The 18,407-nt window shown below is 37.5% G+C and carries 17 protein-coding genes; 6 read left to right on the forward strand and 11 right to left on the reverse strand.

Features of this window, described 5'->3' with window-relative positions:
* Positions 1–483 precede the first annotated feature (483 nt).
* The 6 genes from EO125_RS07505 to EO125_RS07530 form a co-directional block, all read right to left on the reverse strand.
* Positions 484–1,089 carry a hypothetical protein gene (locus EO125_RS07505; RefSeq protein ID WP_127148382.1) on the reverse strand — a complete coding sequence of 202 codons (606 nt, stop codon included), beginning with the start codon at positions 1,087–1,089 and terminating at the stop codon, positions 484–486.
* 549 nt (positions 1,090–1,638) lie between these two features.
* Positions 1,639–2,310 (reverse strand): respiratory nitrate reductase subunit gamma, encoded by a 672-nt coding sequence (narI, locus tag EO125_RS07510; protein ID WP_127148352.1) that lies wholly within the window; start codon positions 2,308–2,310, stop codon positions 1,639–1,641.
* Complete coding sequence (gene narJ, locus EO125_RS07515) at positions 2,307–2,831, reverse strand: nitrate reductase molybdenum cofactor assembly chaperone (RefSeq protein ID WP_126940996.1); 525 nt, start codon at positions 2,829–2,831, stop codon at positions 2,307–2,309. Before narJ ends, narI begins: the two co-directional genes overlap by 4 nt.
* On the reverse strand, positions 2,831–4,258 hold the full coding sequence (gene narH / locus EO125_RS07520) for a nitrate reductase subunit beta (RefSeq protein ID WP_127148353.1): 1,428 nt from the start codon (positions 4,256–4,258) through the stop codon (positions 2,831–2,833). Before narH ends, narJ begins: the two co-directional genes overlap by 1 nt.
* Positions 4,248–7,922: a nitrate reductase subunit alpha gene (locus EO125_RS07525; RefSeq protein WP_127148354.1), complete on the reverse strand. Its 3,675-nt coding sequence runs from the start codon at positions 7,920–7,922 to the stop codon at positions 4,248–4,250. The genes narH and EO125_RS07525 overlap by 11 nt, the downstream gene beginning before the upstream one ends.
* A 70-nt stretch (positions 7,923–7,992) precedes the next feature.
* Positions 7,993–8,679 (reverse strand): Crp/Fnr family transcriptional regulator, encoded by a 687-nt coding sequence (locus tag EO125_RS07530; RefSeq protein WP_370447293.1) that lies wholly within the window; start codon positions 8,677–8,679, stop codon positions 7,993–7,995.
* Between the two features lie 313 nt (positions 8,680–8,992).
* Between EO125_RS07530 and EO125_RS07535 the strand changes: the two genes are divergently transcribed.
* Positions 8,993–10,330: an MFS transporter gene (locus EO125_RS07535; RefSeq protein ID WP_127148356.1), complete on the forward strand. Its 1,338-nt coding sequence runs from the start codon at positions 8,993–8,995 to the stop codon at positions 10,328–10,330.
* A gap of 145 nt (positions 10,331–10,475) precedes the next feature.
* On the opposite strand, the gene jag is transcribed toward EO125_RS07535, so the two are convergent.
* From jag to rpmH, 5 genes are all read right to left on the reverse strand, one after another.
* Entirely contained in the window at positions 10,476–11,231 is a 756-nt protein-coding gene (gene jag / locus EO125_RS07540; RefSeq protein ID WP_127148357.1) for an RNA-binding cell elongation regulator Jag/EloR, read from the reverse strand.
* A 10-nt stretch (positions 11,232–11,241) separates the two neighbouring features.
* On the reverse strand, positions 11,242–11,883 hold the full coding sequence (locus EO125_RS07545; protein ID WP_127148358.1) for a membrane protein insertase YidC: 642 nt from the start codon (positions 11,881–11,883) through the stop codon (positions 11,242–11,244).
* Between the two features lie 109 nt (positions 11,884–11,992).
* Complete coding sequence (gene yidD / locus EO125_RS07550) at positions 11,993–12,220, reverse strand: membrane protein insertion efficiency factor YidD (RefSeq protein ID WP_009353977.1); 228 nt, start codon at positions 12,218–12,220, stop codon at positions 11,993–11,995.
* Positions 12,220–12,573 carry a ribonuclease P protein component gene (gene rnpA / locus EO125_RS07555; RefSeq protein WP_127148359.1) on the reverse strand — a complete coding sequence of 118 codons (354 nt, stop codon included), beginning with the start codon at positions 12,571–12,573 and terminating at the stop codon, positions 12,220–12,222. Before rnpA ends, yidD begins: the two co-directional genes overlap by 1 nt.
* A 70-nt stretch (positions 12,574–12,643) precedes the next feature.
* On the reverse strand, positions 12,644–12,778 hold the full coding sequence (gene rpmH / locus EO125_RS07560) for a 50S ribosomal protein L34 (protein ID WP_004692946.1): 135 nt from the start codon (positions 12,776–12,778) through the stop codon (positions 12,644–12,646).
* Positions 12,779–13,144: 366 nt separating this feature from the next.
* Between rpmH and dnaA the strand changes: the two genes are divergently transcribed.
* From dnaA to EO125_RS07585, 5 genes are all read left to right on the forward strand, one after another.
* The gene (gene dnaA / locus EO125_RS07565) at positions 13,145–14,794 is read left to right on the forward strand and encodes a chromosomal replication initiator protein DnaA (protein WP_164726476.1); all 1,650 of its coding nucleotides are present in this window, start codon (positions 13,145–13,147) and stop codon (positions 14,792–14,794) included.
* A gap of 268 nt (positions 14,795–15,062) precedes the next feature.
* Entirely contained in the window at positions 15,063–16,175 is a 1,113-nt protein-coding gene (dnaN, locus tag EO125_RS07570; protein WP_127148361.1) for a DNA polymerase III subunit beta, read from the forward strand.
* 16 nt (positions 16,176–16,191) lie between these two features.
* Positions 16,192–16,416 carry an RNA-binding S4 domain-containing protein gene (locus EO125_RS07575; protein ID WP_127148362.1) on the forward strand — a complete coding sequence of 75 codons (225 nt, stop codon included), beginning with the start codon at positions 16,192–16,194 and terminating at the stop codon, positions 16,414–16,416.
* Positions 16,417–16,418: 2 nt separating this feature from the next.
* Positions 16,419–17,510, forward strand: a complete 1,092-nt coding sequence (recF, locus tag EO125_RS07580) for a DNA replication/repair protein RecF (protein ID WP_127148363.1) — start codon at positions 16,419–16,421, stop codon at positions 17,508–17,510.
* Positions 17,500–18,393 (forward strand): DUF721 domain-containing protein, encoded by an 894-nt coding sequence (locus EO125_RS07585; RefSeq protein WP_127148364.1) that lies wholly within the window; start codon positions 17,500–17,502, stop codon positions 18,391–18,393. The genes recF and EO125_RS07585 overlap by 11 nt, the downstream gene beginning before the upstream one ends.
* Positions 18,394–18,407 lie beyond the last annotated feature (14 nt).

The following is an 18,407-nucleotide window of genomic DNA, read 5'->3' on the forward strand; positions in this document are numbered from 1 at the left end:
TTTTTGGAATACATTCATTGTAACAAAGGTTGACCTTCTTTTGCTATTTTATTTTCCCACAAACATTTTACACTAACTGATATCCCCGAGCAAACATAACCACTGTATTATTTTGAGTAGGAATGTGTTGCGGTCTTCCAGGTCCTGAGAGGAACGCAGTTAGGCGTAGTAGCCTTTGTGGCGTGTCTTACTGATAAAATTGCACAAATACAAGAAGAACACGGCATGCCCTCGAACAAACATTATGAAATACCGTTTGAGAAGGAGTATGCCGTGCTCTTCCAATCCCCTGAGGAACGCCATTACGAGTAGTAGCCTTTGTGGCGTTCCCTTACTACCTAAATCACACAAATGCAAAAGACCGCAACATGCTCCTGAACAAACCTAACCACTGTATCAGTTTGAGAAGGAGTATGTTGCGGTCTTTCCTTTCCCCTATTCAGTTACAAACACCACAGGCTACATAGCAGAACAAGTGACGACTTAGTTTCTTTTCTTAAGCATCCAATAAATATAATAAATCACCAATCCATATGTAAGTACATCATATACTTGTAAGAATGGAACCATCGCAGATAAACGTTTAAATCCGTGTACATGAATATTAGCACCAATTAACGCTACTAAATTCAATCTATGAATCCAAACCGCTGCTTTACGAGGCATGGATGTAGCAATACCTTTAAACCATGGAGTTAAGAACAAAATTCCTACTAGGAAAGCAATAAACATCCCTACAAGAGCTACATAACCACCCCACCAGCCTAATGCAGTTTTAGCATGACCAAAATATTCATACCAATGAATACCTAGCATTGCCGTTACTACAATACCTACAATACGGTGTACCTTGTACATTTCACCTACATTATAACGTGTAGTAAACCATTTTGGTTTTGTTGTCAAATACGTTAATATCACCCAAGATGAAAATGGAATCAAACCTAAATAAATCTGCCATTTGAATGGAGGTCTATTTTGTAAATAATATCCATACTCAACCATACCAATCAGTGCTAATGATAATAGAGCAATCCATACTAAAATATGGTACTTGCTCTTAAACTGTTTTTGTCCTGAACTTTCCATCGTCACATGACACTCCTTATCCAATAATACCAAAATAAAAATTTATACCGTTAAAGTATAACAATATCAATTATCATTGTAAAGAATCTAAGAGTATGAATTTCTCATAATATACAGACCTTTTACGTATCCATATTAGATAAAACATATTATTTACATATTCCTAACCCTGAGGAACACAGTTACAAGTAGTAGCCTTTGCGGTGCCCCTTACTGCCTAAATTACACAAACCCAAAGAAGAGCACGACATGTTCCGGAGCAAACCTAACCACTGTATCAGTTCGGGTCGGAATATGTCGTGCTCTTCCCTTTGCCTATTCAGTTACGAAAGCCACAAGTGATATAGCAGAACAAGTGTCAACCCTGAGGAGCGCCCCTTTATCGTAGAAAGCCTTGTGGCGTTCCTTCACTACCTGAATCACACAAATACAAGAAGAGCACGGCGTGCTCCTGAACAAACATTATGAAATACCGTTTGAGAAGGAGTATACCATGGGCTTCCCTTTGCACTATTCAGTTACGAACGCCACAGACTTTCATAGAGAAAACTAGCGACGGTCTCGTTTACGATACACGATAAATGGTCGTGCTAAGTAGTTAAATGGTACACTTAAGCAATGTACTAAACGGCTGAATGGGAACACAATCGCCACAATCATCCAGGATAGCATATGGAACTTAAAGATACCAGGAACATTTTCCATTAAGGATGGATCTGGCATAGCCATCAATACGCTACGGAACCAAGGTCCAATAGACACACGATAGTCGAAGAATCCAGACGCATTCAATAAGGTACCAGCCATACCACTGAAGATAGCTAATGTAAAGAATACATATAACCATACATCCATTTTAGATGTGTTAGCGCGTAATTCAGGTGTTGTGAAACGACGTTTCATGAGCATCAAAAATCCTACGATAAATAGGAAACCAGCTACAGCACCCATGTACAACGCTCCTTGGTGGTACATATGGTCATCAATACCGATCATAGCAGTCCAAGTTTTAGGAATCAATACACCTACCACGTGACCGCCGATAACGCAAAGCAAACCAAAGTGGAACAATGGGTTAGCAATACGCAATTGTTTCTTTTCTAAAAATTGACTTGATTTAGTAGTCCAGTTTCTTTCAAAATAAAAGAAACGAACAAGAGTCCCTACGACAAAGAAGGTGAAAGCGATATAAGGCAGGGCGCCCCATAGAAATAAACTCATAGTACACCGTCCTCCAATCCATTTGCAACAGATAAAATAATATCAAATAAGAATGCATACGGTAATTTCGCTTCAATAAAACGCTCCCGAATATATTCTAATTTTGGTTTACAGTATTCATAAATTTCTTTTGCTTTTTCTTCTTCGATAAGCGCACATAATTCAAGAATAGCTGGGACAAAGTCTGGCATTTCTTTTGGTAAGTCATAGCCATTTTCAAGGAAAAATGCTTTGTATTTCACAAGTTCTTCTGCTTGTTCCCCTGTACCTTGTAATTCATAAGTAGATAAATACATATTTGTATTTTGACTGAAATCAAAAGTACGCACATATTGATCTTCAAACTCTTTACGAGGTGTTTCTTCCACATAGTCGAAGAATTCTACCAATGCTTGACGGAGTTGAGGGTGCGCAACAGATGTTGCGTCCCCCTTCCATTCTTGTAATTCATCGTACCAAGTGGCATCAGGATAGCGAAGCAGAAATGACGCAATAAGCGCTATTTTCTGAGCATCATTCATTATTGACATCCCCCTGTAGGACAGGCAAAACCACGTTTATGTTGCATATCTGCACGACCTTCACGAGACGCTTTGATATCTGTAGGAATCACGAAACGATCATTGTATTTAGACAAGGCTAATAATTTGTACATTTCGTACATTTGATCTTCTGTTAAATCAATTGGATGTTGAGGTGCTTCACCGCCTACATCACGACGACGCATATATTCACGCATATCTAATACACGTTGCAACACACGAGCTAAGGCATCTGCATTACCTGCTGTAAATAGATTTGCAAGGTATTGTACAGGCACGCGCATTTCGTTCGCATCTGGCAAGTATACTTCAGATGTAATACGTTGTACGATTGGGCTCAATGGTGGCACATACCAAACCATTGGCAATGTACGGTATTCTGGATGCAATGGTAAGCCCACTTTCCATTCTTTGATCAATTTATAGACTGGAGATTTTTGTGCTGCTTTAATCCAAGCTTCACCAATACCTTCTGCACGAGCCGCTTTTACTACTTCTGGATCATGAGGATCTAAGATTAAATCTACTGTATTTTCGTAGATATCTGTATCGTTTTTGGAAGCCGCTGCTGCTTCTACTTTATCCATATCATAGAACACAACGCCTACATAACGCATTCTACCTACGCAAGTTTCCGCACAGATTTGTGGTAAACCATTTTCCAAACGTGGGTAACAGAATACGCATTTTTCAGCTTTATTTGTTTCCCAGTTATAGAAGATTTTTTTGTATGGACAAGATGGTACGCAATGGCGCCAGCCGCGACATACATCTTGAGAAACAAGAACTACACCGTCTTCATCACGTTTGTAAATCGCACCAGATGGGCACGCTGCCACACATGCTGGATTCAAGCAATGATTACATAGACGAGGTAAGTAGCGCATGAATACTTTTTCATAGTCAAACACGATATCTTCGCCCATTTTAGCTAAGTTAACATCAGAGCGAGCGTGTTCACCACCAGCCAAATCGTCATCCCAGTTAGGACCCCATTTGATTTCCATGCGTTCTTTAGTGACTAAAGAACGAGGACGTGCTACTGGTTGGTTGTTTTTACGACCAGAGTGAATCAATGTTTCATAGTCATATGTCCATGGTTCAAAGTAGTCTTTCAACTCAGGTTGTTCTGGATGGTAGAACAATTTCATCAAACGATTTGTTTTGGAACCTGTCGCTAATGCTAATTTTCCATCGCTACCAACAGTCCAGCCGCCTTTCCATTTCTCTTGGTCTTCCCAATGACGTGGATAACCAACACCTGGACGAGTTTCTACATTATTAAAGTACATATATTCCGCACCTTCGCGGTTTGTCCATGTATTTTTACAAGTGACAGAACATGTGTGACATCCTAGACACTTGTCTAAATTTAGGACCATAGATACTTGAGCCTTAATCTTCAAGCCAATCTACCTCCTTCATTTTACGAGCCACAATAGTCATATCCCGTTGGTTGCCAGTTGGGCCATAATAATTGAATCCATAACTTAATTGACCATAACCACCAATCATATGTGTCGGTTTCAAATGAATGTGAGTTGGTGCATTGTGTGTACCACCGCGTTGTTTTTTGATTTGCGCAGCAGGTACGTTAATATGACGGTCTTGGGCATGGTGCATATAAGAGATACCACGAGGGATACGTGGGGATACTACTGCACGAGCTGCAACGATACCATTTTTATTGAAAGCTTCCACCCAATCATTATCTTGGACATTGATTTCTTTCGCATCATCTTCATTCAACCAAATTGTTTGTCCACCACGGAACAATGTTAACAATTGTTGGCTATCAAAGTACATACTATGAGTAGACCATTTATTATGTGGTGTTAAGTATTTCAATGTGATTTGAGGAACTCCTTCTTGTGCGTAATCACCTTTCACAGGTGCGTAGGACAAGACTGGTTTGTAAAGAGCCATAGCCTCACCATAGTCACGCATCATTTCATGGTCACAATAGAAGGATTGGCGACCAGTGATCGTACGGAATGGAACTTTATCCTCAGTAGATGTTGTAAATGGAGAGTAACGACGATCTTTATTATTTTTACCTGTACTTGTTACAGATGGAATGATAAAGCGTGGTTGACGAACCATATCGTCGAATGTGATACGTTCTTCTTCACGACCTTTTGCATTCTTTTGAAGATCTGTTAAGCCTGTTTTTTCTTCCATTGCCTGCCAAGAACGAACTGCTAATTTACCATTCGTACAAGAGGACAATGTTAACACAACATTACAAGCTTCACGTGCTTCGTAGATGCTAGGACGACCATGGGATACGAAACCTGGTTGGTCGATGGTTCCATTTTGTGCATATAAGGATTGATATTCATCAGATACATCCCATGCTAAACCATGAGCGCCCACTTTATTTTCAATATTAGGACCTAAACCGATGAATTTTTCAAAGATTTTACTGTAGTCACGTTTTACGTGAACAAGATTCGGCATTGTTTTACCTGGAATTGGTTCGCATTCACCTTTGCTCCAGTCTAATACTTTACCCAATGGTTGCGCCACTTCGCCAGGGCTATCATGACCTAATGGTTGTGCTACGATGTCTTCGTATTCAGTGAAACCAGACTCTTTCGCTACACGAGATACTGTTTCTGCCAACGTACGGAATGTATCCCAGTCAGATTTAGTGTCCCATGCACAATCAACCGCTGCTTGGAATACGTGTACGTATGGATGCATATCTGTAGAAGATAAGTCTTGTTTTTCGTACCATGTCGCTGCAGGGAATACGATATCGGAATATAACGCAGTAGAAGCCATACGGAAATCGATATCGATTAACAAGTCTAATTTACCTGTTTCTGGAGCTTCACGCCAGTTGATTTCTTCTGGACGTACTGGTGCATCTTCATCTTCAATGACACCATTTTTAGTACCCAATAAATATTTCAAGAAATACTCATGACCTTTAGAAGAAGAACCAATCAAGTTAGATCGCCATACAAACAAGTTGCGTGGATGATTTTCTTTCGCAGAAGGATCTTCTACACAGAATTTCAATTCTTTATTTTTCAATGCTTGTACAATGTACTGGTTAATTTCTGCCTCAGTACCTGCACCTGTCGCACGAGCATCATTGATTAAATCTTGATAGTTACGGTTGAAAGTAGGATAAGACGGCAACCAGCCTAAACGTGCTGCCAATACGTTATAGTCACCAGGGTGTCTGTAACGAGGAGTAGCCAATTTAGATACACGGTCTGCTAAGTCGATGCAGTCAGAACGATATTGTTCTGTAGCAAAGTAGAACCAAGATGTACCATTTTGTAAACGAGGTGCTTTACTCCAGTCGTTTGCTGTCATAATACCAGCCCAACCTTCTACTGGACGTAATTTTTCTTGTCCCACATAGTGAGCCCAGCCACCTCCGTTAACGCCTTCTGTACCACAGAAGATAATTAAGTTAAGGATGGTACGGTAAATTACGTCTGCATGATACCAGTGGTTGATACCAGCACCCATGATAACCATGGAGCGACCTTTTGTTTTTTCTGCATTGTCTGCAAATTCACGAGCTGTACGAATCACTACGTCTGCTTTTACACCAGTGATTTTTTCTTGCCATGCTGGAGTGTAAGGAGTGTCTTCTTCATAGCTAGTAGCCACTTCACCGCCTAAACCACGATCGATACCGTAATTAGCAAGGATTAAATCGTAAACTGTTGTAACTTGTACAGGACCTTCTTTTGTTTGTACTGTCATCACAGGGATAGCACGTTCAATAATACCTTCATGAGCTTCGTCACCGAAATAAGGTAATTTTACTAATGCTACGGAATTACGATGATCGATGACAGATAAACGAGGGGAGATTTTCTCTCCTGTAACGCGGTTTTCAAGACGTAAATTCCATTTTTTAGGATTTGTATGACGATCACCTAGTGTACCATTTGGTACTACTAATTCGTTCGTATTTTCATCAATCACTACGGTATGGAAATCAGCGCCATCTTCTGTACTACCTAAGTCTTGGTTATTCAAGAAACGTCCAGCCTGTAAAGCACCATTGATTTCTTCTACACGTACCAAGAATGGCAAGTCAGTAAACTCTTTTGCATACTCTTTGAAATATGGAGTTTGTTTATCAATATAATATTCTTTCAGAATGACATGCCCCATCGCCATTGCCATTGCTGCGTCAGTACCAGCTTTTACATTCAACCAAGTATCGGAGAATGTAGTAGATTCAGCATAGTCAGGAGATACAGAGACTACTTTTGTACCTTTATAACGTACTTCTGCTAAGAAGTGAGCATCCGGCGTACGAGTTAGTGGTACGTTAGAACCCCATGTAATGATGTAACCTGCATTGTACCAGTCACCAGATTCTGGAGTATCTGTTTGTTCACCCCAAACTTGTGGGCTTGATGGCGGCAAGTCAGCATACCAATCATAAAAGGATAGTGGAGTACCACCCATAAGGTTCAAGAAACGCGCACCACCTGCATAGGACAACATGGACATGGCTGGAATTACAGAGAACCCTGCGTTACGGTCTGGACCATATGTTTTTGCTGTATATAATAAGGAAGCTGCTACGATTTCTGTAGATTCATCCCAAGTAGAACGTACAAAGCCACCCATACCACGAGCAGATTTATAACGTTTTGCTTTTTCAGGATCTTCTACGATAGATTTCCATGCTTCGATAGGATTTTTAGCAGTTTTCTTCGCTTCTCTCCAAAGCTCAATCAATTCACCGCGTACATATGGATATTTTACACGTAGTGGACTGTATAAATACCAAGAGAATGTAGATCCACGAGGGCAACCACGTGGTTCGTAATCCGGCATATCATCTGGTGTTTTAGGATAATCAGTTGCTTGATTTTCCCACGCAACAACACCATTTTTTACGTAAATGTTCCAGCTACAAGAACCTGTACAGTTTACGCCATGTGTGGTGCGGACTACTTTATCGTAAGACCAACGGTCACGATAAAAATTTTCCCATTCACGACCACCTTCTTCTGTGATTTGATGGCCTGTTGGAGATACGTCCTTCTTGCGAAGAAACTTAAATTTTTGAGATAAAAGACTCATCTCATGTCCTCCTTAAAAATACAAAAAACCCTTGCCTTCGTAGTGCTCACAGCAAGGGGGGTAACCTCAATTATTCGATATTGCTAATATTAGGGTCGATCGTGTCGATATCCAAATCTAGCAGTCCGATTAATGCATCAAAGTCACAGATTACCAGATGGTGTTTATCATAGGCTACATAGCCTAACTTTCGTAACTCACTTAGCATGCGGTTTAAACCTTCCCGTGATGTGGCAGTAAATTCAGCTAACTCTTGGTTGCTTAATGCAATGTCGATATAAATACCGTCATCCCGCTTAATACCATAACTATTAGCTAAACGCAATAATGTAGAATAAAATGCACCTTTCTTACCGTATAATAATAAGTCTCTATACTTAGCTTGTTGTCGACGCATATGAAGCGTATAAATCTTCATCATCGTAATGGCTAAGGAATGATCCTTAGCAATGGCAGGTTCTAATACGTCGTAACGTATACAATAGACTGAGCAATCTTCTCTTGCAATGGCATTAAATACATACGATCTCGTATTCGTCTCATACAAAGGAATTTCCCCAAGCACATTATTCTTACCTACTAATCGTAATGCAAAAATATGTCCTGTGGATTCAAATTTCTTAATACTGAGGCGCCCTCTCTGAACGATATAAAAATGTTCTGCCTTATCGCCTTCGTGAAATAAAAATTCTCCTTTTTTCAGATGAATTACTTCACCTGGCAATGCTAGCAATTGATTGATTAACTCCTGTTCCATACTGTCACCATACATCTTTCAGTAACATCCCATACTTATGAAGTTGATATAAACTTAGCTATATCAATTTCTCAATTACATTTTAAATTTTGCGTATGTTACTATTATAACTTATTAATAATTATATAAGTTGTGCTTTTTATCACATTCACATTATATTATATCTTATATAATAAGTGTGTGATTTTAGGCACATATTATAATGAAAGTATGGCATAAGTCAATATTTTTTTATACTAATTTGTGTCTTCGATTTACTGTGATACAAAAAGTATCACAAGTTGTACGTTGAAAGGATTAAAGGAGTGTTCTCATGTCAGAGATGAAAATGCCTCAAGTGGGTGCGAGCCGCAAAGAAATTATTGCGAACTGGCAACCAGAAAATCCCGAATTTTGGGAAAAGTTTGGCAAAAAAATTGCTAAACAAAACTTGGTAGTTTCTACCATTGCATTAACGTTATCATTTTGCGTATGGTATTTATGGTCAACCATCGCAGCACAATTAAATGGAGCTGGATTCCATTTCACAACAGAACAGTTATTTACACTGGCTGCCTTCCCAGGTTTAGTAGGTGCTACATTCCGTTTTATTTATACTTACATGCCAGCTTTAATAGGTGGTAGAAACTGGACTTTTATTTCTACAATCATCTTATTAGTACCTGTAGTATGGTTAGGGTATGCTGTACAAGATACAACAACAACCTACGAAACATTTATGATTTTAACAGCTTTGATCGGCTTAGCCGGCGGTAACTTCTCCTCCTCCATGGCAAACATTGGTAACTTCTTCCCTAAAGCTGAAAAAGGGACCGCTCTTGGTATCAATGGTGGTATCGGTAACCTTGGTATCTCCGTAATTTACTTCTTAGCTCCATTCGCTATGGGTTCTGCTACGTTAGGTAATATCTTCGGTGTGACACCAGCTATCGTCAAAGGCAATGCGGTGTACTTAGCCAACGCAGCGTTCATGTGGATTGTGCCTTTAGTAATTATCCTAGCATGCATGACTCGTTACATGGATAACTTGCCATCAGCAAAACCAAATCCTAAAGCACTAGCTCAAATTTTCAGCAACAAACACACTTGGGCTATGACATTGTTATATACATGCTCCTTCGGTGCCTTCTCCGGATATGCAGCAGCACTTGGTTTACTTGTTAAAACAGAATTCCCTGAAATTCCATTTGCTCACATCGCATTCGTTGGTCCTCTAGTATCTGCCAGTCTTCGTCCAGTAGGTGGTTGGTTAGCCGATAAAATCAACAGCGGTACAAAAATTACTTTTATCGGTTTGATCGGTTTATGTATCACTACTGTATTAATTGCGGTAGGTGTAGATATGCATAACTTCCCATTCTTCTTTGGAATGACTGTATTAATGTTCATATCCTGTGGTTTTGTAACAGGTTCTACATTCCGTATGATTCCTCACATCTTCACAGATGGATTACAATCTTCCTTAATTGCTGGTTTCGTAGGGGCAGTTGCTGCGTACGGTGCGTTCATTACACCAAAAATCTTTGGCTATGTTTACACAACATTCGGAAGCATCCATCCAGCATTCGCAGTATTACTTGCTTTTAACATCGTAACAGTATTCGTATGTTACTGGTTCTATGTACGTAAAGCAGCTAACATGAATGTATAATTGAATCTAATACAAAAAGGAGCAGCCCAGGCTGCTCCTTTTCATGGTTATTGATACTCTGTGACTATATGCCACAAATCATCCTTTGTCATCTCTACAGATAGCATATACACTCATATACGATTTGATTGTATATAGTAGAAGTCTATCGTTTATAATAAATTACAATATGACGATATGGTTCTTGTCCTTCGCTATCTGTTTTGATATTTTTTTCGTTTTGCAATGCTAAATGAATAATTTTTCGTTCAAAAGCATTCATTGGTTCTAAAGCAATTTTTTGACGTGTACGTCGCACTTTAGCACCTAAACGATGTGCCAATTGAATTAATGTTTCTTCACGACGGGAACGATAATTTTCCACGTCAACAACAATTTGGCAACGACGGCGAACTTCTTTATTAGCCACAAGATTTGTTAAGTATTGGATCGCATCTAATGTTTGACCATGTTTACCAATCAAAATACCTAAATCTTCCCCATGTACTTGGAATGTGATCTTATCTTTAGTAGTCAATTTTTCAATTTGTACAGATAAACCCATCTTTCCAAACATACCTAATAAAAATTCTTTACCTGTATCGGCAATGAAATCTTGTTCTGCTTTAGTAATACCATCTTCGACTACCACAGAAATTTCTGTTTCCACAGTATCTATTGTTGTTTCTGTAATAATTTCCACAACTGGTACTACTTTTTCTGCAACATCAATATGTTCTGTTGTTCCTTCTTCAAAGTATACGCGAACAAGAGCATCTTTTTTACCAAAGCCTAAAAAGCCTTTTGATGGCTCTTCTAACACTTTCACAGACGTAACAACACGACCTTGAGATTCAATTTGGGCTGTTGCTTGTGAAGTTGCCTCTTCAATCGTTTTTGCTGACACTTCAATGTAATCCATGCCTAGCCTCCTATTTGTTATTACGATAAATTAATGTTTGTTGTGCTAATTGGAATAGATTTGAAACTACCCAGTAAATTACCAATCCACTAGCAAAGTTTAAACTGATATAGCCAATGAATAATGGCATAAAAATATTCATAATCTTCGCTTGTTGATTATTACCACCACTAGCAGATGTTTGTTTACTCATGATGTAAGTAGACAAAGCAGACAACACTGGTAATACATAGATTGGATCTGGATCACTCAAATTTGGTAACCATAAGAATTGCGCATATTGAGGATCATATGGATATCCTTGCAATGCATAGAAAATAGCAATCAAGAATGGCATTTGCACAAGAAGTGGTAAACAACCAGCTAATGGGTTGATACCCAATTCTTTGTACATTTTCATAATTTCTTGCTGTGCTTTTTGTGGATTATCCTTATATTTGTCTTGGATGGCTTTCATTTTTGGTTGTAACTCAGCCATACCTTTCATAGACTGCACTTGTTTTTGTGTCAACGGTGCTAATATAAGTTTAATAACAATGGTAAGCAAAATAATGGCAATACCATAGCTTGGGAAGCCCATCGTTTTTGTAGCCAAAAACGAATATTCCACAAGACTTCTCATAAAATCTACTAAATATTGAAAGATTTCCATGCCTACTCCTTTTCTTGTTCTCTGTAGTATACACCTTTGTGTACCCATATACGTTATGGTATGGTCTATATTTCATCCATACAGGTACTCAGGTATTTCCAAAACTGTGCTATGGCAAAGGATCATATCCACCCTTGTGAAAGGGATGGCATTTCAAAATCCGTTTGATGCCTAAATAGCTACCTTTTAAAGGTCCATACCGTCGCAATGCTTGCAACATGTACATCGAACAGGTGGGATAAAAACGACAAGTACTTGGCTTTAAAGGAGATAGCGCATATCGATAGAACTGAACTAATCCAATTAACAAGTAATTTACAAGTTTACTAATACCCATTAGTTTCTATCCTTTAATAATTTACATTTTTTGAATAGACGCATCATCTCACGCTCTGCCTGGTCGTACGTAGCATTGGCCAAATACCCTCGACCGACTACGACAATATGATGACCTTCGCGCAATTCATGTTGATGCAAACGATACACTTCTTTCATTAAACGTCGTGCCCTGTTGCGCTGTACCGCACCTCCTACCTTTTTCCCTGTGACGAAACCGATTTTACTCTTTTGTTTTGCCACCGGCATATGATAGACCACACATAAACGTCCCACTTCATAGCGACCGTGCTTATACACTAATTGATATTCATTGTTTTTACGTATTCTTCTATCTTTTGTTAAACTATTCATAGTTATCCTTTAATACCGTACATACAGAAAAACTTGGCTAGGTCGCCAAGTTCTCTTGCTGTATATTTGATTATGCAGATAAGCGTTTTCTGCCTTTAGCGCGTCGACGTTTTAATACTAGACGGCCACCGATGGTTTTCATACGTTCACGGAAACCATGAGTACGTTTTCTCCAAAGTGTATTTGGTTGGTAAGTACGTTTCATTACAACAACACCTCCTCATGATAGGTTTATTTTTTCGTATACCATAACATAGTAATTATATGTATAAACCCTAATTCTGTCAATATTAACCTTGTTTTTAATAGTATATATATAAACGATTTGTAATATTGTCATAGTAAAGAAAAAAAGTTTTTGGTATAATAAAGCTATACACCAACAAAGGGTTATAAACAAGTTTTTCACATTTTTCACATCTTATCCACCGACTTATTCACACTATTGTGGATAGAAACAATTCCACTTATTATCTTGTTTATGAACTCTTTTTCTTTGTCTAATTTTTAGTTATCCACATGTATCATGATGTGGACAAATAATTCTTATACACTTACAGGAAGGTTTATTATGAGTGACTTAGATCTCTACTCCCTATGGGACCAAGTGATGCAAAAAACAAAAACAAAAATGCCACAGCAAATGTGGGACTCATTGGTTGTTAATTCCTTAATGCCCTATTCTATGACATCTACCATTCTAACTTTATTTGTTATGGATCCTAATAAGCTGAAATATATTCAAACTCCATTGGTTCATAACCAAATCGTAGAGGCATCAAAAAGTTTACTTCCTACCTTACAAAAAATAGAATATTTAACAGATACATCTACTGTAGATACTTCTTCCATAGATAGTATAGGAACTATTTCTACGGATATTCCTTCTATGCCACCTATCGATATGCCTTCTATTGAAGATACAACAATGGAAGTTTCTTCATCTCCTATTATCCCTCCCCCTTGGGATACAGAAGAGTATGAAGAAATATTACCAGAAGGAGTAAGCCGTCCTAGTTATGATTCTCCTGTCATCATTCAAAGAAATACTTCTCCTTCACTAGGCATTCAAAAACCAGTACCTACCGATTTATTTGCTTCCAAAACAACAGCTCCTATACAACCAGCACCAACTGTGCAACGGAACATGAGTAGTTCTTCAAAATCACATTTAAATCTTGCTTTCACCTTTGATAATTACATCGAATCTAATTCTAACCGCCTTGCTTTCAGTGCTGCAAAAGCAGTGGCAGAAAATCCAGGACTTCGATATAATCCACTATATATTCATGGCCAATCTGGTCTTGGTAAAACCCATTTAATGCATGCCATAGGCAATGAAATTTTAGCTAACAATCCAGCCGCTAAAATTATGTCCATTACTAGTGAAGATTTTATGAATAGTTTCATTGAATCTTTACGGACGAAAACACCGGATCAATTCCGTCGTAACTTCCGAGATATCGATGTGCTCATCATTGACGATGTACAATTCTTAGAAGAAAAAAATAAGAAGACTACACAGGAAGAGTTTTTTAATACCTTCAACCATTTATTGAGCCACAATAAAGCCGTTATTCTATCCAGTGATAAACCACCAAAGGATTATAAGGAAATGGAAGAACGCCTAATCACACGATTCAACAGTGGCCTTACTGTAGAAATTGAAGCACCAAATCCAGAGATGATTGAAGCCATTATCCATGAGGAAATCTATCATCGTCGCAGTGAATACCCAACTTTATATGTTCCAAAAGAGGTTATTCACCTATTTGCACAGTATTTTAATAAGCGAAATATTCGTGAATTAAAAGGTGCTTTTGAAACATTAATTACACAAGCGGCTATCACAAATCGATTAGAAACAATTGATGTAGAATTTACTAATAAAGCTATTAAGGACTTTATCATTCATACAGAAAAAATAGTATTATCTATTAAATATATTCAAGAATTTGTGGCAGATTACTTTAAAATCAAGCTAGAACATTTAATCAGCCAAAAACGGAATAAACAATATGCCCATCCACGCCAAATTGCTATGTATTTAGCTCGTGAATTAATCAATGAAAGTTACCCACAAATATCATTTGCTTTTGGTAAAAAAGACCATACCACAGCATTACATGCCTATGAAAAAATTTCTAGAGAAATGGAAAAGGATCAAGATTTACGATATACCATTGAGCGTATTCGTGAAGAATTAGAAGAAGCTAAGTAATCCACAAACTGTGGATAAGTATGTGCGTAACCTGTGTACACTTTGTGCCTAGGCTGTTAACAAAAATCGACTTACACACAAGATAATTTCTAACCTGTCATTATGTGGATAGATATACTTTTCTATTCCCAATGTTGTGAACATGTGTAAAACATTGAAATATCAAAACTTTATGCACCTATCCACTTATGCACGCACCCTACTACTACGGCTACTACTTTAAACAAAAACACTTTAACATAGTTATATTAGTCAAAAGGAGTTAATGATGAAACTTCAATTTAACAAAACTGAATTAGTGAAAGCCATGTCACTATTCCAACGTGTAGCAAGTAATAAAACAAGCTCTAACTTACCAGGCTCTATTTATATTTCTACAAAAGATAATTACGTAGAATTACAAGCCAATGACTTTGAAATCGGCATGCGCTCCCAAGTAGATGCTACCATTCTTGAACCAGGCACTATTGTAGTAGGTTCCAAATACTTTCAAGAAATTTTAAAAAAATTACCAGGAGAACAAGTAGAATTATATAAGCCAGAAAATTCTAATCAATTACAAATTAAATCAGATCATTCTGAATTTAAATTGGTAACTATGCAAGTAGAAGATTTCTCCTTAGTAGAACAAATCCAAGATGATAATAGTATTATGATTGATGGAGAACAGTTAAAACAGTTAATTGACTTAACTGTATATGCTACTTCTACAGATACAGACCGTCCTATCTTCTGTGGTACCTTAGTAGAAATTGAAGGTAATGAACTCACTATGGTAGGTACTGATACGCATCGTATGGCTGTTAAAAAAGTAACCTTAGATACAGCTCTTGAAAATCCAATGCGTATTGTCATTCCAAAACGCACTGTAGAAGAAGTGTCCAGAGTATTACCATCAGATCAACCTGTTATGGTTAAATTAATTTGGAATAGAAATCAAGTAGCGATTGTATTTGATACTGTATATATTATTTCAAGATTAATTGAAGGTACATACCCTGATTATAAACGTGTTATTCCTGCTAAATTTGAAGCTAGTGCCATTTTAAATCGTCGTGAATTCGCTAGTTCTTTAGATCGTGTCTATTTTATGGCGAAAGATATGAGTTATTCTGCCATTCGTTATGATTGGGAAGAAAATCAAGTTACATTGAGTTCTCAAAGTGCTGATATTGGTATGGTAAAAGATATTGTATTATGCACCTTTGAAGGAAATCCTTTCACCATCAATTTCAATGGTAAATATATTGACGAATTATTGAAACATAGTACAGGTGAAAGAATCCATATGTACTTACAAGAAAAGGGAGCCATGGTTATTCGTCAAGATAATAATGACCATTATACCTATGTGGTAACACCAGTTCATACACATAATTAAGAGAAAAGAGGAAATTATGAATCAAGAAACTGTATCCATTCATACAGAGTATATTCAATTAGATCAACTGTTGAAATACGCTAATGTTTTAGCTACAGGTGGACAAGTTAAAGTATTACTAGAAGAAAAAAAAATTACTTTAAATGGTGTGATAATTACAGAAAAACGAAAAAAAATCTATCCTAATGATGTTGTCATCGTAGGAGATGAAGTATCAATCACTGTGGTGAAGGAGGATTAATTGTGTATGTGACTGAATTGGAACTCATACATGTTCGCAATCATCGTCATAAAACTATTACTTTCACACCAGAAATTATTGTTATCCATGGTCCTAATGGAAAAGGAAAAACTAATATCTTAGAATCTGCTTATATTGCTACAATGGGGCATAGTCATCGTACAACGGATATGAAAGATGTCATTTCTTGGAATGAGGATGAGGCTAGTATTATCGTTCACTTTATGAAAGCTGATACGCCTCATACGTTGCAGATTAAATGGGGGCGTCAAGGAAAAAAAATCATTCGTTTGCATGATAATCCTCTATCGCAAAAAGAATTAGTAGGCACTTTGAATACAGTCATTTTTTCTCCAGAAGATTTAGATTTAATCAAAGGGACACCTTCCTTACGACGTCGTTTTTTGAACATGGAAATTAGTCAGACTAGTCCTCAATATTATCACCAGCTTACAATGTATCAGCGAGCTGTACAACAGAGAAATCGCATACTTAAAGAATATAGTCATACCAGCAAGGTACCAGTACAAGATTGGGATGAACAAATTGCTACGTTAGGCTCACAAATTATTCAAAAACGATTGGAAAGTTTAAAAAAATTAAATCAATTAATGGATTTAATGAATCGGAAACTAACCAATGGTAAAGAAGACTTACGATTGCAATATACTCAGCCATACAGTGAGAAACAACTATTAGTCACAAAAGAATCTTTATTACAAGCATTACAAGAAAATTTGCCTGAAGATAGACGAAGATTACAAACATCAGTGGGACCTCATCGTGATGATATAGTTTTTTATTCAGGTTCTATGGATTTAAAACGATTTGGCTCACAAGGACAACAACGGACAGCCATATTGTCAGTTAAGTTAAGTGAATTGGAATATATTAAATCGGAAGTAGGAGAATATCCTATTTTACTATTAGATGATGTACTCAGTGAATTAGACCAGGAACGTCGATCTAATTTAATCAAATTCATTCATAAACGTGTACAGACAATCATTACTACTACGGATATAACAGATACGATGGACTTAGACAAGGTGCAGTATATAGACTTAACGGAGGAAATATCACATGGAGAGTAAGTTAGAATCCCTTACAGGAGTGACAAATCTTCGTGATGCTATGCTACAAGAACTAGGCATTTATGAAATGTATCGACTTATGAAACTCTATCATGATTGGGAATCTGTAGTAGGACCTATGGTGAGTGGACAAGCAAAATTAGTGCACATAAAGCCACCTGTTATCGTAGTTGAAATTGGTCATACTGTGTGGATGCAAGAGATGACCATGCGCAAACCTCAGTTATTAGAAGCACTGTGTGAGTATTATGGAGAATCTATTATTACAGATATCAAAGTACAACTCCCACGACGTTCTTTAGTACCACAGGCTGTATCGGGTGATGCTTTAGATATGACACCAATCCGTGATGAAAGTATAGACTTTCATACGATTACATTGCCAGATGAGTTAGTGCAGAGTATCCAACATTCTGTAAGTGTGATACGTCATGAGGAACTTCGACAAAAAGTATTGCAAACACGTATGGAGCAAGCGAAGAAAGAATTTGTATTAAAGCAAGAGAACTTTCATCAATGTCCTACCTGTGGTCGTTGGCAATCGGGAGGATCTGCGAAAGTATGTCCTCAGTGTGAATATAAAAAGTATCGACATATCATTCGTACAGTAAAAGGTTTATTAAAGGATTATCCTCATTATAAATATGACCAAATGAAAGCAATTGCTCCTTGGTGTACCTATGAATGGTATGAAGTAGCGAAAGAAGAAAGTATTTATTATTATTTAACTCGTTTGTTCCAAGGATCTACGGATGCGAATGATATGTATTGGGCTACTATGCTAATTACATCAAAACCACAAGATGAATTGTCTTATGAACAAGTTGTGAATATTACAAATAAGTATCGTTGGAATGAAGCAGATAAAATGCAAGTGAAATAAAGGCTTAGACTTTC

Source organism: Veillonella sp. VA139 (assembly GCF_003992005.1).
GTDB lineage: Bacteria > Bacillota > Negativicutes > Veillonellales > Veillonellaceae > F0422.

Bases quoted from the DNA above. Each gene is read 5' to 3' on its own strand.
- EO125_RS07505 (WP_127148382.1), bottom strand. From the start codon at position 1,089: ATGGAAAGTTCAGGACAAAAACAGTTTAAGAGCAAGTACCATATTTTA.
- narI (WP_127148352.1), bottom strand. From the start codon at position 2,310: ATGAGTTTATTTCTATGGGGCGCCCTGCCTTATATCGCTTTCACCTTC.
- narJ (WP_126940996.1), bottom strand. From the start codon at position 2,831: ATGAATGATGCTCAGAAAATAGCGCTTATTGCGTCATTTCTGCTTCGC.
- EO125_RS07525 (WP_127148354.1), bottom strand. From the start codon at position 7,922: ATGAGTCTTTTATCTCAAAAATTTAAGTTTCTTCGCAAGAAGGACGTA.
- EO125_RS07530 (WP_370447293.1), bottom strand. From the start codon at position 8,679: ATGGAACAGGAGTTAATCAATCAATTGCTAGCATTGCCAGGTGAAGTA.
- EO125_RS07535 (WP_127148356.1), top strand. From the start codon at position 8,993: ATGTCAGAGATGAAAATGCCTCAAGTGGGTGCGAGCCGCAAAGAAATT.
- jag (WP_127148357.1), bottom strand. From the start codon at position 11,231: ATGGATTACATTGAAGTGTCAGCAAAAACGATTGAAGAGGCAACTTCA.
- EO125_RS07545 (WP_127148358.1), bottom strand. From the start codon at position 11,883: ATGGAAATCTTTCAATATTTAGTAGATTTTATGAGAAGTCTTGTGGAA.
- yidD (WP_009353977.1), bottom strand. From the start codon at position 12,220: ATGGGTATTAGTAAACTTGTAAATTACTTGTTAATTGGATTAGTTCAG.
- rnpA (WP_127148359.1), bottom strand. From the start codon at position 12,573: ATGAATAGTTTAACAAAAGATAGAAGAATACGTAAAAACAATGAATAT.
- rpmH (WP_004692946.1), bottom strand. From the start codon at position 12,778: ATGAAACGTACTTACCAACCAAATACACTTTGGAGAAAACGTACTCAT.
- dnaA (WP_164726476.1), top strand. From the start codon at position 13,145: ATGAGTGACTTAGATCTCTACTCCCTATGGGACCAAGTGATGCAAAAA.
- dnaN (WP_127148361.1), top strand. From the start codon at position 15,063: ATGAAACTTCAATTTAACAAAACTGAATTAGTGAAAGCCATGTCACTA.
- EO125_RS07575 (WP_127148362.1), top strand. From the start codon at position 16,192: ATGAATCAAGAAACTGTATCCATTCATACAGAGTATATTCAATTAGAT.
- EO125_RS07585 (WP_127148364.1), top strand. From the start codon at position 17,500: ATGGAGAGTAAGTTAGAATCCCTTACAGGAGTGACAAATCTTCGTGAT.